The sequence below is a fragment of the Streptomyces koelreuteriae genome (genome assembly GCF_018604545.1).
In the GTDB taxonomy this organism is placed as follows: domain Bacteria; phylum Actinomycetota; class Actinomycetes; order Streptomycetales; family Streptomycetaceae; genus Streptomyces; species Streptomyces koelreuteriae.
The window spans coordinates 2,185,050-2,201,517 of record NZ_CP075896.1; the positions used below are offsets into that span (position 1 = coordinate 2,185,050).

Below are 16,468 nucleotides of genomic sequence, written 5' to 3' on the forward strand. Positions count from 1 at the left end.
CCCGCACCATAGGCGGGCGGCGATCAGTCGAGCACGGCGATTTCCGCCGCGTCGAACTCCACCCCGGCCTCGGCCCCTACCTCGGGCGCCGCCCGCAGCGCGCACGCCGCCTCCAGGCGCGGGGCGTCCTCCGGCTGGAGGTGGACGGCGACATGCGTGCCCTTGAAGGTGCGGCCGGTCACCGTGCAGCGCAGGCCCTCACCGGCGGGCACCAGACGTACACCGGCGGGCCGCACCAGAAGGGTCCGCGTGCCCTGCGGCGCGCCCTCCGGCACCGGCACCTTGCCCCAGGGCGTGTCCGCGGCCTCCGCACCCACGGTCGCCTCGACGACGTTCTCGAAGCCGAGGAAGCGCGCCACGAACGCGTCGGCCGGCCGCTGCCACACCTCAAGCGGCGTACCGGACTGGGCGATCCGCCCGTCCCGCATCACCACGACCCGGTCGGCCAGCGCGAAGGCCTCCCCCTGGTCGTGCGTCACGGCGAGCACGGTGGTGCCCAACCGGCCGAACAGCTCGCGCAGTTCCACGACCAGCCGCTCCCTCAGCGACCGGTCGAGCTGCCCCAGCGGCTCGTCCAGCATCAGCAGTGTGGGGCTCGGCGCCAGGGCCCGGGCCAGCGCCACCCGCTGCTGCTCCCCGCCGGACAGCGCGGCGACGGCCCGACGGTCCGCGCCGGGCAGCCCCACCAGGTCCAGCAACTCCCTTACCCGCTCGGCCTGCTGCCGCTTGGACGCCCCGTGCATCCGCAGCCCGAAGGCGACATTGCCGCCCACGTCCCGCTGCGGGAACAGCTGGTGGTCCTGGAACATCAGCCCGACCCCGCGCCGGTGCGCGGGCACGCCGGCCTGGTCGCGCCCGTCGAGCGACACCCGCCCGGAGTCCAGCGGCTGCAGCCCGGCCACGGCCCGCAGCAGGGTCGACTTGCCGCTGCCGCTGGGCCCGAGCACGCACACGATCTCGTGCTCGGCGACCTCCAGATCGACGGCGTCCAGTACGGCCCGCCCGCCGAAACGGACCGTCGCGCCCTCCAGTGCCAGCAGCATCAGAACTCCCCTGTCCGGTCGGCGATCCTGAGCCTCTCCAGCACCAGCAGGGCCACGGCGCACACCACCATCAGAATCGTCGAAAGGGCCATCGCCTGGCCGTAGTTCAGCTCCCCGGGCCGCCCCAGCAGCCGCGCCACGGCCACCGGCAGCGTCGGGTTGTCGGGCCGCGCGATGAACACCGTCGCGCCGAACTCCCCGAGCGACACCGCGAAGGCGAACCCGGCGGCGATCAGCAGCGCCCGCCGCACCATCGGCAGGTCCACCTCCCGCCACACCCGCCAGGGCGAGGCCCCCAGCACCGAGGCCGCCTCCCGCAACCGCACGTCCACCGCCCGCAGCACTGGCAGCATGGTCCGCACGACGAACGGCACCCCGACCAGCGCCTGCGCGAGCGGCACCAGGATCCACGAGGCCCTCAGGTCCAGCGGCGGCTCGTCGAGGGTGATCAGGAACCCGAAGCCGACGGTCACCGCGGACACCCCGAGCGGCAGCATCAGCAGCGCGTCAAACCCGCGCACGAACCGCCCGGCGTCCCGGCGGGTGAGCGCGACGGCGGCGAGGCCGCCGATCACCACCGCGATGACCGTGGCGGCCAGGGCGTACTCCAGCGAGTTGCGGATCGCCTCGATCGGCGCCACCAGGAAGATCCCGCCGTCCTCCCTGGTCAGCGCGCGGTAGTAGCCGAAGCCCGGCGCGTCCAGGGACCGCTGGACCAGTACGGCGAGCGGCAGCAGAAGCAGCACGACGACCGTGAGCAGCACCCCGCCCAGCAGCGCCCACTGCCCGGCGCCGCGTGGCCGGCGCGCGGTCACCGACGCGTCCACCAGCCGCAGCGCCGTCTCCCGCCGCCGTACGGTCCAGGCGTGCAGGACGAGGATCGCGCCCACGGCGACGAACTGGATCAGTGTCAGCACGGCCGCCGTGGACAGGTCGAAGATCTCCGACGTCTGCCGGTAGATCTCCACCTCCAGGGTCGAGAAGGTGGGCCCGCCGAGGATCTGGACGACACCGAAGGAGGTGAAGGTGAACAGGAAGACCATGAGCGCGGCGGCGGCCACGGCCGGGGCGAGGGCCGGGAGGGTCACCTGCCGCCATGCCTTCAGCGGGGACGCCCCGAGCATCCGCGCTGCCTCCTCCTGCCGCGGGTCCAGCTGCGCCCAGAGCCCGCCGACGGTCCGAACGACGACCGCGTAGTTGAAGAAGACGTGCGCAAGCAGGATCGCCCACACGGTGGTGTCCAGGCGTACGCCCCACAGCTCGTCGAGCAGCCCGCCCCGCCCGACCAGCGCCAGGAACGCCGTACCGACGACGACCGTGGGCAGCACGAACGGGACGGTCACGGCCGCCCGCAGCACCTGCTTGCCCCGGAAGTCGAAGCGCGCGAAGACATACGCGCCCGGGAGCGCGATCAGCAGCGTGAGCGCGGTGGAGACGAGCGCCTGCCAGGTGGTGAACCACAGGACGTGCCGGACGTCGGACTGCGCCAGCACCTCCCCGATCCGCCCGAACTGCCAGGCGCCGTCGATCTTCAGCCCGCGCGCGACGATCGCGGCGACGGGGTAGGCGAAGAACGCCGCGAAGAACGCGACGGGCAGGGCGATGAGCCCGAACCGCGCCGCCGCGCCCCTCGTCCGGCCGGTCACTTCAGTACGAGTGAGGTCCACGACTTGACCCACTGGTCACGGTGGTCGGCGATCTTCGCCGGGTCCAGGGTCTCGGGGTCCTTGGCCTGCGGCCCGAACTTCACGAACTCCGGCGGCACCTGGGCGCCCTCGCGCACCGGGTACACGAACATGTTGAGCGGCATGTCCTCCTGGAACTTCTTGCTGAGCAGGAAGTCGAGGAACGCCTTGCCGCCCTTGGTGTTCTTGGCGTTGCTCAGCAGCCCGGCGTACTCGACCTGCCGGAAGCAGGTGCCCTCGGCGACCCCGGTCGGTGCCGCATCCGGCTTGGGGTCGGCGAAGATGACCTCGGCGGGCGGCGAGGAGGCGTACGACACGACGAGCGGCCTCTCGCCCTTGGCCTTCTTGCCGCCGGCCGAGCCGGAGAACTCCTCGTTGTAGGCCTGCTCCCAGCCGTCGACGACCTTCACGCCATTGGCCTTGAGCTTCTTCCAGTAGCTCTCCCACCCGTCGTCGCCGTACTTCGCGGCGGTGCCGAGCAGGAACCCGAGGCCGGGCGAGGAGGCGGAGGCGTTCTCGGTGACGAGCAGGTTCTTGTACTGCGGCTCGACCAGGTCGTCGAAGCTCTTCGGCGGCTCCAGCTTGTGGTCGGCGAAGTACTTCTTGTCGTAGTTGACGCAGATGTCGCCGGTGTCGACGGGCGTGACCCGGTGCTGGTCCCGGTCGGCCCGGTACTCGGCCTTGATCTGCTCGGAGCCCTTCGCCTCGTACGGCTGGAACAGGCCGTTGTCGAGGGCGCGGGACAGCAGGGTGTTGTCGACGCCGAAGAAGACGTCGCCCTGCGGGTTGTCCTTGGTGAGGATCGCCTTGTTCACGGCCTGCCCGGCGTCGCCGTCCTTCAGGACATTCACCTTGTAGCCGGACTGCTTCTCGAAGGCGGCGATGACGCCCTTGGACGCGGCCCACGAGTCATGGCTGACGAGGGTCACGGTCTTGGAGTCGCCGGACCCCTGGCCGCCATCGGACGACCCGCAGGCGGCGAGCGTGCCGACCATGCCGAGCCCGACGACCACAGCCGTCAGCCGCTTGCTCTTGTTGCTCACTGGATTCCTCCTGGATGACCAGGAGAAGACGCGGCCCCGCCCGGGAACTCAGGGGATCCCGGGCAGGGCGCAACAGCTCGAGTGATGACCGATCTCCCTACCCAGAATGACCTGGGCCAGGTTCGGAGGGTCTGCGGCCGTGTGCCGCACTCTCAGCGCTGTGGCGCTCCCCTGTCGGAATATGCAGGTGTCGGATATGCAGATGTTCTTACGCCGGTCAGACTACCGTTCGGTGGCCGCGAGCTGACCACACGCCCCGTCGATCTCCTGTCCACGGGTGTCCCGGATCGTCACCGGCACACCATGGGCGGCGATGGCCTCCACGAACGCCTTCTCGTCCTCGGGCCGCGAGGCCGTCCACTTCGACCCGGGCGTCGGGTTCAGCGGGATGAGATTGACGTGCACGGGCTTGCCCTTGAGCAGCCGCCCGAGCCGGTCACCGCGCCAGGCCTGGTCGTTGATGTCCCGGATCAGCGCGTACTCGATGGACAGCCGCCGCCCGGACTTGGCGCTGTACTCGAATCCGGCGTCCAGCACCTCCCGGACCTTCCACCGCGTGTTCACGGGGACGAGGGTGTCGCGCAGCTCGTCGTCGGGCGCGTGCAGCGAGATGGCCAGCCGGCACTTGAAGCCCTCGTCGGCGAACCGGTGAATCGCCGGGACGAGACCGACCGTCGAGACGGTGATCCCGCGCTGCGAGAGCCCCAGCCCGTCGGGCTCGGGGTCGGTGAGCCGGCGGATGGACCCGATGACCCGGTTGTAGTTGGCGAGCGGCTCGCCCATGCCCATGAACACGATGTTGCTGAGCCGCGCCGGACCGCCGGGGACCTCCCCGTCCCGCAGCGCCCGCATGCCGTCGACGATCTGGTGCACGATCTCGGCGGTGGACAGATTCCGGTCCAGACCCGCCTGCCCGGTCGCACAGAACGGGCAGTTCATCCCGCACCCCGCCTGCGAGCTGATGCACATGGTCACCCGGTCCGGGTACCGCATCAGCACGGACTCGACGAGCGTCCCGTCGAACAGCCGCCACAGCGTCTTGCGCGTGGTGCCCTGGTCGGTCGACAGATGCCGCACGACGCTCATCAGCTCGGGCAGCAGCGCCTCCTGCAGCTTCCCCCGGGCACCGGCCGGAATATCGGTCCACTGCTCCGGATCGTGCGCGTACCGCGCGAAGTAGTGCTGCGAGAGCTGCTTGGCACGAAACGGCTTCTCCCCGACAGCCGCAACGGCCTCCTTGCGCTCGGCAGGAGTGAGATCAGCGAGATGCCGCGGCGGCTTCTTGGCTCCGCGGGGGGCGACGAATGTGAGTTCTCCGGGCTTAGGCATGGCTCAACCAGTGTCGCAGATCGCCGACGGTGGCCCGTGCCCCGCCCGCTCCACCCGCGACACCGGTGGGAATACGCCCTACGCGCCCGCGTGCTCCAGCCGGTCCTTGAGGAGTTGCTCGTTGCGTGGGAGTTCCTTGCGGACCTGGGGGCGCATGACGAGCGGGACCAGGACCTTGCCGACGCCGTGACTCTCGAAGTCGATCTCGATCGTCACATGGGAGCGCTGTCCCTCGTCGAACGGCTCGACCTCGCCGTGCACCCGGGCCCGGACGGGGCCGTCGACACCGCGCATGCCCCAGGTGTGGGGCGGGTCGTACTCGACGACCTCCATGGTCATCGGCATCACGCGGCGGCCGACGTGCCGGGTGACCCGGAACCGGGAGCCGATGCCGAAGGGCCCCTCGTCGAGGCGTTCCGCGGACACGGCGCTCAGCTGCCACTCCGGGATCCGCGGGGTGTCCATGACGTAGTCGTAGACGTCCTCCGGACGCCGGTCGACATCGATGCTCTGTCGAATGATGGCCATGATGACCCCCTTTGCGACGTACACCTGAATCGTCCCACTCGGCGACCACCCGTGCCTCCCCGGAACGGCCCCCGAACGGCCCCGGAAACGACAGTGAGCTCCCGCCCACAAGGACGGGAGCTCACCGGACGAGGTCCGTTCAGCCGGACCCCACGAAGAGCACGAGCAGCAGCCACACCACCGGAGCCGTGGGCAGCAGAGAGTCCAGCCGGTCCATGATGCCACCGTGACCGGGCAGCAGCGTGCCCATGTCCTTGATGCCGAGGTCCCGCTTGATCATGGACTCGCCGAGGTCGCCGAGCGTGGCGCTGACCGCGACCGCCAGGCCGAGCACCAGGCCCTGCCACCAGGCGCCGTCGTCGATGAGGAACTCCATGCACAGCGCGCCCACGACCATGGCGAAGGCGACCGCGCCGAGCAAGCCCTCGCGGGTCTTGCCGGGGCTGATGCGCGGGGCGAGCTTGGTCCGGCCGAAGCGCCAGCCGACGGCGTAGGCACCGGTGTCGCTGACGACCGTGAGCAGCAGGAAGGTGAGCACCCGCTGCGGCCCGTCGTCGGCGGTCAGCATCATCGCGACGAAGGTCGCCAGGAACGGCACGTAGAACGCCGCGAAGACGCCCGCGGTGACATCCCTGAGGTAGCCCTCGGGCGGTTCCGTCATACGCCAGACGAGCACGGCCAGCGCGGTGAGCGCCATGGCGACCCAGGCGCCCTCGGCGCCCCGGACGTACCCGGAGACGACCATCGCGGCACCGCCGAGCGCGAGCGGAACGAGCGGCGCCCGGATGCCCTTGCGCTCGTCCAGCCGCTTCGTCAGCTCCCACAGACCGACCACGACGGCGACCGCGACGACGCCGACGAACACGGCCTTGACGACGAACAGCGAGGCGACGATCACCGCGCCGAGCCCGACCCCGACTCCTATCGCGGCACTCAGGTCGCGGCCCGCGCTCTTCTTCTGCGGCTTGGGTGCCGGCTGCGAGGCGTCGGGCATGGGTTCCGGATTCGTCTCGTTTCGGACCGGGGGGCCGCTCGGCCGAGCAGCCCTCCGGTCGTCATCCTGGTTTTCACCGTGGTCGGCTACGTCGGGCACGATGGGCATGGGGCGAGTCTGAGGCGCTTCATACGCATCGTATGCGGGGCCCGCCGGAGCGGCCCCTTGGACGTGCCCATGGCCAGGACTCTGGACGTGGCCCGGGCTCTGGACGTGCCCGTGGCCATGCCCTTGGTCGGTGGGCCCCCAGTACCCGGCCTGTGGCGGCGCCCCCCAGGAAGAGTCGTTCATCAGACCTCGAGCAGCTCCGCTTCCTTGTGCTTCAGGAGCTCGTCCACCTGCGCGACGTACTTCGCGGTGGTGTCGTCGAGCTCCTTCTCCGCACGGCGGCCCTCGTCCTCGCCGACCTCGCCGTCCTTGATCAGCTTGTCGATGGCCTCCTTGGCCTTGCGGCGCACGGAGCGAATCGAGATCTTCGCGTCCTCGCCCTTGCCCTTGGCGACCTTGATGTACTCGCGGCGGCGCTCCTCGGTCAGCTCGGGGAACACCACTCGGATGATGTTGCCGTCGTTGCTCGGGTTGACGCCCAGGTCGGAGTCACGGATCGCCTGCTCGATGTTGCGCAGGGCCGTCTTGTCGAACGGGGTCACTACCGCCATGCGCGGCTCCGGCACGGAGAACGAAGCCAGCTGGTTGATCGGCGTCGGCGCGCCGTAGTAGTCGGCCACGATCTTGTTGAACATCGCCGGGTGCGCACGGCCGGTGCGGATCGCGGCGAAGTCCTCCTTGGCGACCACGACGGCCTTCTCCATCTTCTCCTCGGCCTCGAGGAGGGTCTCTTCGATCACCACTTGCTCCTGCGTGTCTTGAGTAGGCCCGGCTGCGGTTCCATGTGGGGCGGCGGCCGGCTGCGTCGCGTCTTCTTCCTGCACGGTTCCCGACCGGCAGGACATTGTCCATCCCCCGGCCCGGCTCCGACCCGTCCGTCCCCCGGACGGGGTGGTGCGGTCCTCAGTCCCGGCTGGCCGCGTCCCCCACGAGAGTGCCGATCTTCTCACCCTTGACGGCGCGACCGATGTTGCCCTCCGCCAGCAGCTCGAAGACCACGATCGGGAGCTTGTTGTCGCGGCACAGCGTGACGGCCGTGGCGTCGGCGACCTTGAGGTCGCGCGTGATGACCTCGCCGTAGCCGAGGTGATCGAACTTCACCGCGTCCGGGTTGGTCTTCGGGTCGGAGTCGTAGACCCCGTCCACGCCGTTCTTGCCCATCAGCAGCGCCTCGGCGTCGATCTCCAGGGCGCGCTGCGCGGCGGTGGTGTCGGTGGAGAAGTAGGGCATGCCCATCCCGGCGCCGAAGATCACCACACGGCCCTTCTCCAGGTGCCGTACGGCGCGCAGCGGGATGTAGGGCTCGGCGACCTGGCCCATGGTGATGGCGGTCTGCACGCGGGTCTCCACGCCGACCTTCTCCAGGAAGTCCTGGAGGGCGAGGCAGTTCATCACGGTGCCGAGCATGCCCATGTAGTCGGAGCGGGCCCGGTCCATGCCGCGCTGCTGGAGTTCGGCACCGCGGAAGAAGTTGCCGCCGCCGATGACGACCGCGACCTGCGCGCCGTCTCGTACGACCGCCGCGATCTCGCGGGCGATCTTGTGCACCACGTCGGGGTCGACGCCCAGGCCCCCGCCACCGGAGAAGGCCTCTCCGGACAGCTTCAGCAGAAACCGGCCGCGCACTTTGCCGTCGTCGCTCTTCTGGGGCTTGGTGGTCATGGGGGATTCCGCCTCTTTCACGTGTTGCACATACCAAGAAGGCCATTGCCGGTGGGGCGTGTTTCGCATCCCATGCGGCAATGGCCTCCTTGTCAGATCTGCTGTCGTCCGCCACCCATGTGACGGCGTACACGGACGACTGCTGCCGACCTTATCGGGGTCGGGCGTCGATCGCGGTACGGACTCAGATGCCGACCTTGATGCGCGAGAAGCGCTTCAGGGTGACACCGGCCTCGTCCAGGACCTTCTGGACGGACTTCTTGTTGTCCAGCGCGTAGGGCTGGCCGAGCAGCGTGGCGTCCTTGAAGAAGCCGTTGAGGCGACCCTCGACGATCTTCGGCAGGGCGGCCTCGGGCTTGCCCTCGGCGCGGGTGGTCTCCTCGGCGACGCGGCGCTCGGACTCGACGACGTCGGCCGGCACGTCCTCCTTGGAGAGGTACTTCGGCGCGAAGGCGGCGATGTGCTGGGCGACGCCCTTGGCGATCTCCGCGTTCGGCTTGTCCAGCTCGACGAGGACACCGATCTGCGGCGGCAGGTCGGGCATCGTGCGGTGCATGTACGCCGTCACGTAGCCGTCACCGAACTGCGCGAAGCGGTCCAGGACGATCTTCTCGCCCAGGTTGGCGTTGGCCTCGTCGACGAATGCCTGGACGGTCTTGCCGGCCTCGATCTCGGAGGCGAGCAGGGCCTCGAGGTCGGCCGGGGAGGTCTTGGCGACGTGCTCGGCGATGGTGGTGGCCACGGCCTGGAACTTGTCACCCTTGGCGACGAAGTCCGTCTCGCACTTCAGCTCGACGATGACACCGGAGGAGTTGTCGTCGGCGATGATCGAGACCACGGCACCGTTCTCGGCGGAACGGCCCTCGCGCTTGGCGACGCCCTTCTGGCCCTTGATGCGGAGCGCCTCGACGGCCTTCTCGACGTTGCCCTCGGCCTCGTCCAGCGCCTTCTTGCAGTCCATCATGCCGGCGCCCGTGAGCTCACGGAGCTTCTTGACGTCGGCGGCGGTGTAGTTCGCCATGAGTCTGTGAATCTTTCTCGAAGTCTGGAAGATCGAAGATCTGCGGATGCGCCCCCCATGGAGCAGGAGGGCGCTGTCTTTCCGCTGACCTACGGGTGAACGGCGGGAGCGGACTTCAACCGCGCCGAAGACGCTACTGGTTGCGGTCCCGCTCCCGCCGTCACCTCGGACTGACGGGTCAGGCCTGCTCGGCCTCGGCGGCCTTCTCGCCCTCGGCCGGCTTCTCGGCCTCGGCGGCGGGGGCGGCCTCGGCAGCCGGAGCGGCGTCAGCGGCCGGAGCAGCCTCAGCCTCGGCGGCCGGAGCGGCCTCGGCGGCGGGGGCAGCCTCGTCGGCCTTCTTCTCGCCCTCGAGCAGGTCGCGCTCCCACTCGGCCAGCGGCTCGCCCGCGGCCTTCTCGCCCTTGTCGCCGGTGGCGACGCCGGAGCGGGCGATGAGACCCTCGGCGACGGCGTCGGCGATGACGCGGGTGAGCAGGGTGACGGAGCGGATCGCGTCGTCGTTGCCCGGGATCTTGTAGTCGACCTCGTCGGGGTCGCAGTTGGTGTCGAGGATCGCGACGACCGGGATGTTCAGCTTCCGGGCCTCACCAACGGCGATGTGCTCCTTCTTGGTGTCCACGATCCAGACGGCGCTGGGCACCTTCTGCATCTCGCGGATACCACCGAGGGTCTTCTCCAGCTTGGCCTTCTCGCGCGAGAGCACGAGAAGCTCCTTCTTGGTGAGACCGGACGCGGCGACGTCCTCGAAGTCGATCTGCTCGAGCTCCTTGAGGCGCTGCAGACGCTTGTAGACGGTCGAGAAGTTGGTGAGCATGCCGCCCAGCCAGCGCTGGTTGACGAAGGGCATGCCGACGCGGGTGGCCTGCTCGGCGATGGCCTCCTGCGCCTGCTTCTTCGTGCCGACGAACATGACCGTGCCGCCGTGGGCGACGGTCTCCTTGACGAACTCGAAGGCGCGGTCGATGTACGACAGCGACTGGAGCAGGTCGATGATGTAGATGCCGTTGCGCTCCGTGAAGATGAAGCGCTTCATCTTCGGGTTCCAACGACGGGTCTGGTGACCGAAGTGGACGCCGCTTTCCAGCAGCTCCCGCATCGTGACGACGGCCATGGCCGTATCTCCTTGAATTTCTCGGTTGTGCCGCGGATGCCGGACGGCTTCCGCGCCTGACGCCCACTGCGCGCCGTTCCACGAGGGACCGAGGGGCGCTGATACAGCCCGTTGCCGGGGTGCGTATCGGGGCGTGCGAAGTCGACCCGGTGACCCGGGTCGCCACCAGAAGTGTACGGGACCCGCGGGGTGCCGGGTGACGCCGTTGTCCACAGCCGGGCAGCGGTCCACAGCCACGCACGGTGATCGCGGTGGTGCGGGACGCTCTGCGCATGCGAGCGAAGCGATGTGTGCGTGTGTGTACGCGGCTGATCCTGCTGCTGGTCCTGACGGCGGCCGTCCTGCTGTCCCCGCCGCCCCGGCTGTTCGCGGCCCCGCCCGGCCCGGACACCACCGTTCCGGCGGTGGGACGCGCCTGGCCCGTCGGTTTACGCCCGCAGGTCCTGCGCGGCTGGGAACCCCCGGCGACGGCGTACGGCCCGGGCCACCGGGGCGTGGACCTGGCGGCGCCGCCGGGCACACCGGTACGGGCGGTGGCCGGGGGCCGGGTCTCCTTCGCGGGCCGGGTGGCCGGCAAGGGAGTCGTGTCCGTGGAACTCACGGGAACCGGCGATCCACCCCTGCGCACCACATACGAACCGGTGACGGCGACGGTGAAGGAGGACGAGGAGGTGACACCCGGCGAGGTGATCGGCACGGTGGACGCGTCGGGCTCCCACTGCACGGCCACGTGCGTGCACTGGGGCCTGCGCAGAGGCGACACGTACTTGAATCCGTTGTCGCTACTGCCCCCATGGCTGCTGCACAGGGGCCCGTCGAGGCTGCTGCCGGTCTACTGACTCAGCTGCGGGCATGCGTGCCGCTGGGGGCGGCACGGGTGGGCGCAGGACGGCACCCCGCCACGCCGGGCAGCGCACCCACCCGGCCCTGGCACCGGCACCGACGCCGCTCAGCCCAGCACACCCCGCAGCGCCATACCCACCGCCGCCTCCGCGATAGCACCCGGCTCCTCCGCGGCTCCCAGCTCGATCCGCCGCACGGCCGCGTCGACAACCCCCTGCAACAGCATCGCCGCGAGCCGGGGCTGCGCATGACCCATCTCGGCCAGCGCCTCGACGATCATCGCGACCAGCCCGCCGTGCGCCGCCCGGATCTTCTCCCGGGCCCCCGCGTCGAGTTCACTCGCGGAGATCGCGACCACGGCACGGTGCCGCCGGTCCCCGACCAGCTCCAGTTGCTGGCGCACATACGCCTCGACCTTGGCCTCGGCGGTCTCGGCCCGCTCCATCGCCGCCGACACCTCCGCCGCCCAGACGGGGAAGTCGACCTCGCACAGTTCCTCGACCACGGCCGCCCGTGACCGGAAGTATTCGTAGACGGACGATCGCGCGAGGCCCGTCCGCTCGGCGAGGGCCGGGAAGGTCAGCGCCTCCGTACCGCCCTCGGACAACAAGGAACGAGCCGCGTCCAGCAGGGCGGCTCGCTGCATCGACCGGTGCTCGGCCACGGAGGCCGCTCGAATCCTTGGCACGTCAACACTCTACGGACGCGTCACGCCCGGCGGGAGTGGCTCACGCCGATCCATCGACATTCGCCCAGGTCAGCGGCCGAAGCTCGCCAGTTTCGCTCTGAGCTGCAGCACCGACTTGGTGTGGATCTGGCTGACCCGGCTCTCGGTCACGCCCAGCACGTTCCCGATCTCGGCCAGGGTGAGGCCCTCGTAGTAGTACAGCGTGACCACGGTCTTCTCGCGCTCGGGCAGCGTGTTGATCGCCCGCGCCAGGAACCTCCGCAGCTCCCGGTCCTCGGCGACCTCCACGGGGTTGTCGGCGGCGGTGTCCTCCAGCGTGTCCATCACGCTCAGCCCGTCGCCGCCCTCACCCCCGCCGTGCAGCAGCTCCTCCAAGGCCACCACGTTGGCCAGCGACAACTGGCTGAACACCGCGTGGAGTTCCTCCACCGCGATACCCAGCTCGCCGGCCACCTCGCCCTCCGTCGGCGTCCGCCGCAGCCGCGCCTCCAGCGTGGCGTACGCCCGCTCCACGTTGCGCGCCTTCTGCCGTACCGAGCGGGGGATCCAGTCGAGCGCCCGCAGCTCGTCGATCATCGCGCCCCGGATCCGGGTGATCGCGTATGTCTCGAACTTGATCTCCCGGTCGATGTCGAACTTCTCGATCGCGTCGATCAGCCCGAACACCCCGGACGAGACGAAGTCCGCCTGCTCCACGTTGGACGGCAGGCCCACGCTGACCCGTCCCGCGACGTACTTCACGAGCGGCGAGTAGTGCAGGATCAGCTGCTCCCGCAGCCGCTCGTCCCCCGTCGCCTTGTACGACCGCCACAGCTCGTCGAGCGTCGAGGGAGCGGGCGGCCGTACGCTGCCACCGTCACGGGCGGCTGGGGGGATCGCCGCCCGGTCGGACCCGGAGGTGTGCTGGGGCATTCGTCGCCTTGTGCCGTTCTGCTGCGGAGTGGTGTTGCTGGGCTGAGCTGTCTGTCTGATGTCGAGTTGCCTGTCCGTGTCGGGATCCTCGTGAGCGTAGCGTGACTGCGGTGTCGCGGTGTGCGAAGAACGGAGGCCAAGGCGGACGCGGATACGTTCCGGAGGTGTCCCGACGGATCGCCGCGGTCGCTCAGTGTGATCACCACGGGACCCCAACTGGGCGCATTTCCAAGGGGTGTCGAGGTTCCCCCGGACGGCCGAACACGGGCGGTCAGCATGGCCCGGGAGCATCGCGGACCGACATCACCGCCTGGCGTGTCAACTTCCAGCCATCGCCGTGTCGTTCGACGTAACCGAGTGCCCTGAGTTCGTACAGTCTCGCGACTGCGTCCTCCTGTGCGGTCTGTGCCCGGCGCGCGATCTCGTCCGGCGGGGCGGCCCGGCCACCCGGCAGGGCGGCGAGCACCTGCCGGGCGGCGGGTTCCAGCAGATCCCGGGGCAGGACGGGGCCACGTCGGTCGGGAGCCAGCTGTCCGATGTCGCCGACCAGCTCGACGACATCGGCGGCGTCGGTGACCAGGGCCGCCTCGCCGCGCAGCAGTTCGTGCACGCCGGCGGAGAGTCCGCTGGTGGCCGGGCCCGGTACCCCCATCGTGTGACGGCCGAGGCGCTGTGCCGCCCGCGCCGTGACCAGGGAGCCGCTGCGGTGGGCGGCCTCGACGACCACGGTGCCGCGGGTGAGCGCCGCGATGACGCGGTTGCGGAGGATGAACCGGCTCGGCGTCGGGTGATCGCCGGGTGGCAACTCGCCCACGACCAGGCCCTGTTCGGCGATTCTGCTGATCAGCTGGGTGTGTCCGCGCGGGTAGGGGCGGTCGACGCCGCAGGCGAGGACGGCGACGGTGGCGCCGCCCGCGCCGAGGGCGCCGCGGTGGGCGGCGCCGTCGACTCCGTAGGCGCCGCCGGACACCACGACCCAGCCCTGCTCGGCCAGGCCGGCGGCGAGGGTGGCCGCCATGTGTGCCCCGTACTCGGTGCAGGCCCTTGCCCCGACGACGGCCACAGACCTCAGCGCCCACATCCGCAGACCGGCCCGCCCCCTCACCCACAGCCCGAGGGGCCGGGCATCCCCGAGATCGTCGAGCTGCCCGGGCCACTCCGGGTCCCCTGGCCACACGAAGCGCACCCCGGCCTCCCGGGCGACGGCCAGGTCCTCACGAGGCCGAGCCACCCCGGCCCTGGCCAGCAACCCCGCCCACCGCTTGCCGCTGACCCCGGGCAGGGGCCGCCCGCCCTCCACCAGCCGCCGGACCACTTCCCCGACCCCGAACTCCCGCACCCACCGCCCACCGACCTCGTCCCCGGGCTCGAGGACCCGGGTGAGGAACACCCGGGCGAGCAGTTCGTCGTCCGGTTCGTCGACGACGCTCACGTCAGCGCTCCGATGGCCATCGGGACGCCCCGGGGCACACCGGTCCGCAGTTGGAGCGCGAGGGCGACGTCCGTGGCGTCGGGCCGGTCGTGGCCGACGAGGTCGGCGACGGTCCAGGCCACCCGCAGGACGCGGTCCAGGCCTCGGGCGGTCAGGACACCCCGCTCCAGGTTCCGCTCGGCCTCGTCCATCGCGCCGGGCACCGCGTACCAGCGGCTTCGCAGCTCGCGGCCGGGTACCTCGCTGTTGGTGCGCCAGGGAGTGCCGGCGAGGCGCTCCGTGGCCCTCTCCCGGGCCGCCCTGACCCGGTCGGCGACCGTCGCCGTGGACTCGCCCCGCGCTCCGATGGCGGTCAGCTCGGTGCGGGTGACGCGGTCCACTTCGACGCGCAGGTCGACCCGGTCGAGCAGGGGGCCGGAGAGCCTGGCCTGGTAGCGGCGGATCGCCGAGGGCGGGCATTCGCACAGGTCGTCCCGCTGCGAGAACCGGCCGCACGGGCAGGGGTTGGCCGCGAGCACCATGAGGAACTTCGCCGGGAAGCGCACGACTCCCGCACTGCGTGCGATCACCACGTGCCCGGCCTCCAGCGGCTGGCGCAGGGCGTCCAGGGCCTGGCTGTTGAACTCGGGCGTCTCGTCCAGGAAGAGCACACCCCGGTGGGACAGCGACACCGCTCCGGCCCGCGCGATACCCGGGCCGCCGCCGACCAGTGCCTGCATCGTGGCCGAGTGGTGCGGGGCGCAGTAGGGGGCGACGTCGATCAACGGCTTCCCCGGGGGCAGCAGGCCCGCCACCGAGTGGACCGCGGTGACCTCCAGCGACTCCTGCCGGCCGAGCAGGGGCAGGATGGTCGGCAGCCGCTCCGCGAGCATCGTCTTGCCCGCGCCGGGAGGCCCTTCGAGGAAGAGGTGGTGTCCGCCCGCCGCGGCCACCTCCACCGCGGTGCGCGCCGAGGTCTGGCCTACGACGTCCGCGAGGTCGTGACCGTGGTCGTGCTGGGCCGCGCCGACGCTGTGCATGCCCGTGGCCGCGCCCGTTCCCGGCACGCGCAGCCCGGCGAGGAGCGGGTCCGGGCGACCCTGCTCGTCCGACTCCTCGTCGGGCACGGGTTCGTCGGCGAGGATGGCGATCAGCTGCCGCAGGCTCCTGACGCCGAGCACCGAGACGCCGGGCACCAGGGATGCCTCGGCGGCGGCGCATTCCGGCACCACCACCTGCTCATACCCCGCGTCCGCCGCCGCCAGCACCGCCGGCAGCACCCCTCGGACCGGCCGTACCCGCCCGTCCAGCCCCAGTTCCCCGATCATCACGATGTCGGCGAGGACCCGGGGGTCGATGCGCTCCGCCGCGCCGAGGACAGCCGCCGCGACGGCCAGGTCGAAGCCGCTGCCGGACTTGGGGACGGAGGCCGGGCTCAAGCCCACCGTGAGTTTCTTCTGCGGCCAGGCCGCGCCCGAGTTGACGACCGCGGCGCGCACCCGGTCGCGGCTCTCCGTGAGGCTCTTGTCGGGCAGCCCCACCAGCGTGAACGCCGCGACACCCGGTTCGAGATCGGCCTGGACCTCGACGACCACACCCTCGACGCCCACCAGCGCCACCGAACACGTACGGGCGAATCCCATCAGGCCACCCCCCGCACATGCTCGACCACGGCCGCGCCGCGGTTCGGCAGCAGCACGCCGACCACGTCGATGCGGACCCCGCCGGGCGGTGCGCCCCCGTGGCTCTGGATCCACCGCTCGGCGAGATCCCGCAGCCGCTCCGCCTTCTGCGGGGTCACGGCCGCCATCGGATGCTCGAAGCGACCCTCCCTGCGGGTCTTCACCTCGCAGACGACCAGGACGTCGCCGTCCCTGGCCACGATGTCGATCTCACCCGTCCGGCCGGAGCGCCAGTTGCGCTCCACGACCGTCAGACCTGCCTCGGCCAGCCGCCGCGCGGCCAGGCTCTCGCCGTACTTGCCCATGGCGCTGCGCGCTCGATGTGCGTTCATGTCGGCACCACCTCCGGCGCCAACGATCACGCACCCGCCCCCAAGAAGTGGATCTTGGTGGACAGCTCAGCGGGTG

Annotated in this window: 16 protein-coding genes and 1 riboswitch; of the genes, 1 reads left to right on the forward strand and 15 read right to left on the reverse strand. The window is 70.8% G+C overall.

The window, feature by feature from the left end; all coding sequences use genetic code 11:
* Window positions 1-23 precede the first annotated feature (23 nt).
* The 10 genes from KJK29_RS09470 to rpsB all read right to left on the reverse strand — a co-directional run bounded on the left by KJK29_RS09470 (window position 24) and on the right by rpsB (window position 10,524).
* Entirely contained in the window at window positions 24-1,043 is a 1,020-nt protein-coding gene (locus KJK29_RS09470) for an ABC transporter ATP-binding protein (protein WP_215118273.1), read from the reverse strand.
* Window positions 1,043-2,710: an ABC transporter permease gene (locus KJK29_RS09475; protein ID WP_215118274.1), complete on the reverse strand. Its 1,668-nt coding sequence runs from the start codon at window positions 2,708-2,710 to the stop codon at window positions 1,043-1,045. Before KJK29_RS09475 ends, KJK29_RS09470 begins: the two co-directional genes overlap by 1 nt.
* Complete coding sequence (locus KJK29_RS09480; RefSeq protein ID WP_251058087.1) at window positions 2,686-3,723, reverse strand: thiamine ABC transporter substrate-binding protein; 1,038 nt, start codon at window positions 3,721-3,723, stop codon at window positions 2,686-2,688. Before KJK29_RS09480 ends, KJK29_RS09475 begins: the two co-directional genes overlap by 25 nt.
* Before the next feature lie 124 nt (window positions 3,724-3,847).
* Window positions 3,848-3,954: riboswitch (TPP riboswitch) on the reverse strand.
* Between the two features lie 39 nt (window positions 3,955-3,993).
* The gene (gene rlmN / locus KJK29_RS09485; RefSeq protein ID WP_215118276.1) at window positions 3,994-5,100 is read right to left on the reverse strand and encodes a 23S rRNA (adenine(2503)-C(2))-methyltransferase RlmN; all 1,107 of its coding nucleotides are present in this window, start codon (window positions 5,098-5,100) and stop codon (window positions 3,994-3,996) included.
* A gap of 78 nt (window positions 5,101-5,178) precedes the next feature.
* Entirely contained in the window at window positions 5,179-5,628 is a 450-nt protein-coding gene (locus tag KJK29_RS09490; protein ID WP_215118277.1) for an SRPBCC family protein, read from the reverse strand.
* Between the two features lie 139 nt (window positions 5,629-5,767).
* Window positions 5,768-6,913 (reverse strand): phosphatidate cytidylyltransferase, encoded by a 1,146-nt coding sequence (locus tag KJK29_RS09495; protein WP_215118278.1) that lies wholly within the window; start codon window positions 6,911-6,913, stop codon window positions 5,768-5,770.
* Entirely contained in the window at window positions 6,913-7,470 is a 558-nt protein-coding gene (gene frr / locus KJK29_RS09500) for a ribosome recycling factor (RefSeq protein WP_215118279.1), read from the reverse strand. The genes KJK29_RS09495 and frr overlap by 1 nt, the downstream gene beginning before the upstream one ends.
* A gap of 163 nt (window positions 7,471-7,633) precedes the next feature.
* Window positions 7,634-8,392 carry a UMP kinase gene (gene pyrH / locus KJK29_RS09505; protein WP_189728022.1) on the reverse strand — a complete coding sequence of 253 codons (759 nt, stop codon included), beginning with the start codon at window positions 8,390-8,392 and terminating at the stop codon, window positions 7,634-7,636.
* A 184-nt stretch (window positions 8,393-8,576) separates the two neighbouring features.
* Window positions 8,577-9,413, reverse strand: coding sequence for a translation elongation factor Ts (tsf, locus tag KJK29_RS09510; protein ID WP_215118280.1), 837 nt, complete (start codon window positions 9,411-9,413; stop codon window positions 8,577-8,579).
* 178 nt (window positions 9,414-9,591) lie between these two features.
* Entirely contained in the window at window positions 9,592-10,524 is a 933-nt protein-coding gene (gene rpsB, locus KJK29_RS09515; RefSeq protein ID WP_215118281.1) for a 30S ribosomal protein S2, read from the reverse strand.
* A 272-nt stretch (window positions 10,525-10,796) separates the two neighbouring features.
* On the opposite strand from rpsB, the gene KJK29_RS09520 reads away from it, so the two are divergent.
* Window positions 10,797-11,363: a murein hydrolase activator EnvC family protein gene (locus KJK29_RS09520; protein WP_215118282.1), complete on the forward strand. Its 567-nt coding sequence runs from the start codon at window positions 10,797-10,799 to the stop codon at window positions 11,361-11,363.
* Between the two features lie 110 nt (window positions 11,364-11,473).
* Here the strand turns inward: KJK29_RS09520 and KJK29_RS09525 are convergent, their stop codons facing one another.
* The 5 genes from KJK29_RS09525 to KJK29_RS09545 form a co-directional block, all read right to left on the reverse strand.
* Window positions 11,474-12,031, reverse strand: a complete 558-nt coding sequence (locus tag KJK29_RS09525) for a TetR/AcrR family transcriptional regulator (RefSeq protein WP_215124219.1) — start codon at window positions 12,029-12,031, stop codon at window positions 11,474-11,476.
* A gap of 93 nt (window positions 12,032-12,124) precedes the next feature.
* Entirely contained in the window at window positions 12,125-12,967 is an 843-nt protein-coding gene (gene whiG / locus KJK29_RS09530; RefSeq protein WP_184598498.1) for an RNA polymerase sigma factor WhiG, read from the reverse strand.
* Window positions 12,968-13,238: 271 nt separating this feature from the next.
* Entirely contained in the window at window positions 13,239-14,399 is a 1,161-nt protein-coding gene (gene dprA / locus KJK29_RS09535) for a DNA-processing protein DprA (protein WP_215118283.1), read from the reverse strand.
* On the reverse strand, window positions 14,396-16,021 hold the full coding sequence (locus tag KJK29_RS09540) for a YifB family Mg chelatase-like AAA ATPase (RefSeq protein WP_215118284.1): 1,626 nt from the start codon (window positions 16,019-16,021) through the stop codon (window positions 14,396-14,398). The genes dprA and KJK29_RS09540 overlap by 4 nt, the downstream gene beginning before the upstream one ends.
* The gene (locus KJK29_RS09545; RefSeq protein WP_215118285.1) at window positions 16,021-16,422 is read right to left on the reverse strand and encodes a YraN family protein; all 402 of its coding nucleotides are present in this window, start codon (window positions 16,420-16,422) and stop codon (window positions 16,021-16,023) included. The genes KJK29_RS09540 and KJK29_RS09545 overlap by 1 nt, the downstream gene beginning before the upstream one ends.
* Window positions 16,423-16,468: the final 46 nt, after the last annotated feature.

Excerpts from the sequence above, each read along its gene's own strand:
- KJK29_RS09470 (WP_215118273.1), bottom strand. The coding sequence starts at position 1,043 with ATGCTGCTGGCACTGGAGGGCGCGACGGTCCGTTTCGGCGGGCGGGCC.
- KJK29_RS09480 (WP_251058087.1), bottom strand. The coding sequence starts at position 3,723 with ATGGTCGGCACGCTCGCCGCCTGCGGGTCGTCCGATGGCGGCCAGGGG.
- rlmN (WP_215118276.1), bottom strand. The coding sequence starts at position 5,100 with ATGCCTAAGCCCGGAGAACTCACATTCGTCGCCCCCCGCGGAGCCAAG.
- KJK29_RS09490 (WP_215118277.1), bottom strand. The coding sequence starts at position 5,628 with ATGGCCATCATTCGACAGAGCATCGATGTCGACCGGCGTCCGGAGGAC.
- KJK29_RS09495 (WP_215118278.1), bottom strand. The coding sequence starts at position 6,913 with ATGAACGACTCTTCCTGGGGGGCGCCGCCACAGGCCGGGTACTGGGGG.
- pyrH (WP_189728022.1), bottom strand. The coding sequence starts at position 8,392 with ATGACCACCAAGCCCCAGAAGAGCGACGACGGCAAAGTGCGCGGCCGG.
- tsf (WP_215118280.1), bottom strand. The coding sequence starts at position 9,413 with ATGGCGAACTACACCGCCGCCGACGTCAAGAAGCTCCGTGAGCTCACG.
- rpsB (WP_215118281.1), bottom strand. The coding sequence starts at position 10,524 with ATGGCCGTCGTCACGATGCGGGAGCTGCTGGAAAGCGGCGTCCACTTC.
- KJK29_RS09520 (WP_215118282.1), top strand. The coding sequence starts at position 10,797 with ATGCGAGCGAAGCGATGTGTGCGTGTGTGTACGCGGCTGATCCTGCTG.
- whiG (WP_184598498.1), bottom strand. The coding sequence starts at position 12,967 with ATGCCCCAGCACACCTCCGGGTCCGACCGGGCGGCGATCCCCCCAGCC.
- KJK29_RS09540 (WP_215118284.1), bottom strand. The coding sequence starts at position 16,021 with ATGGGATTCGCCCGTACGTGTTCGGTGGCGCTGGTGGGCGTCGAGGGT.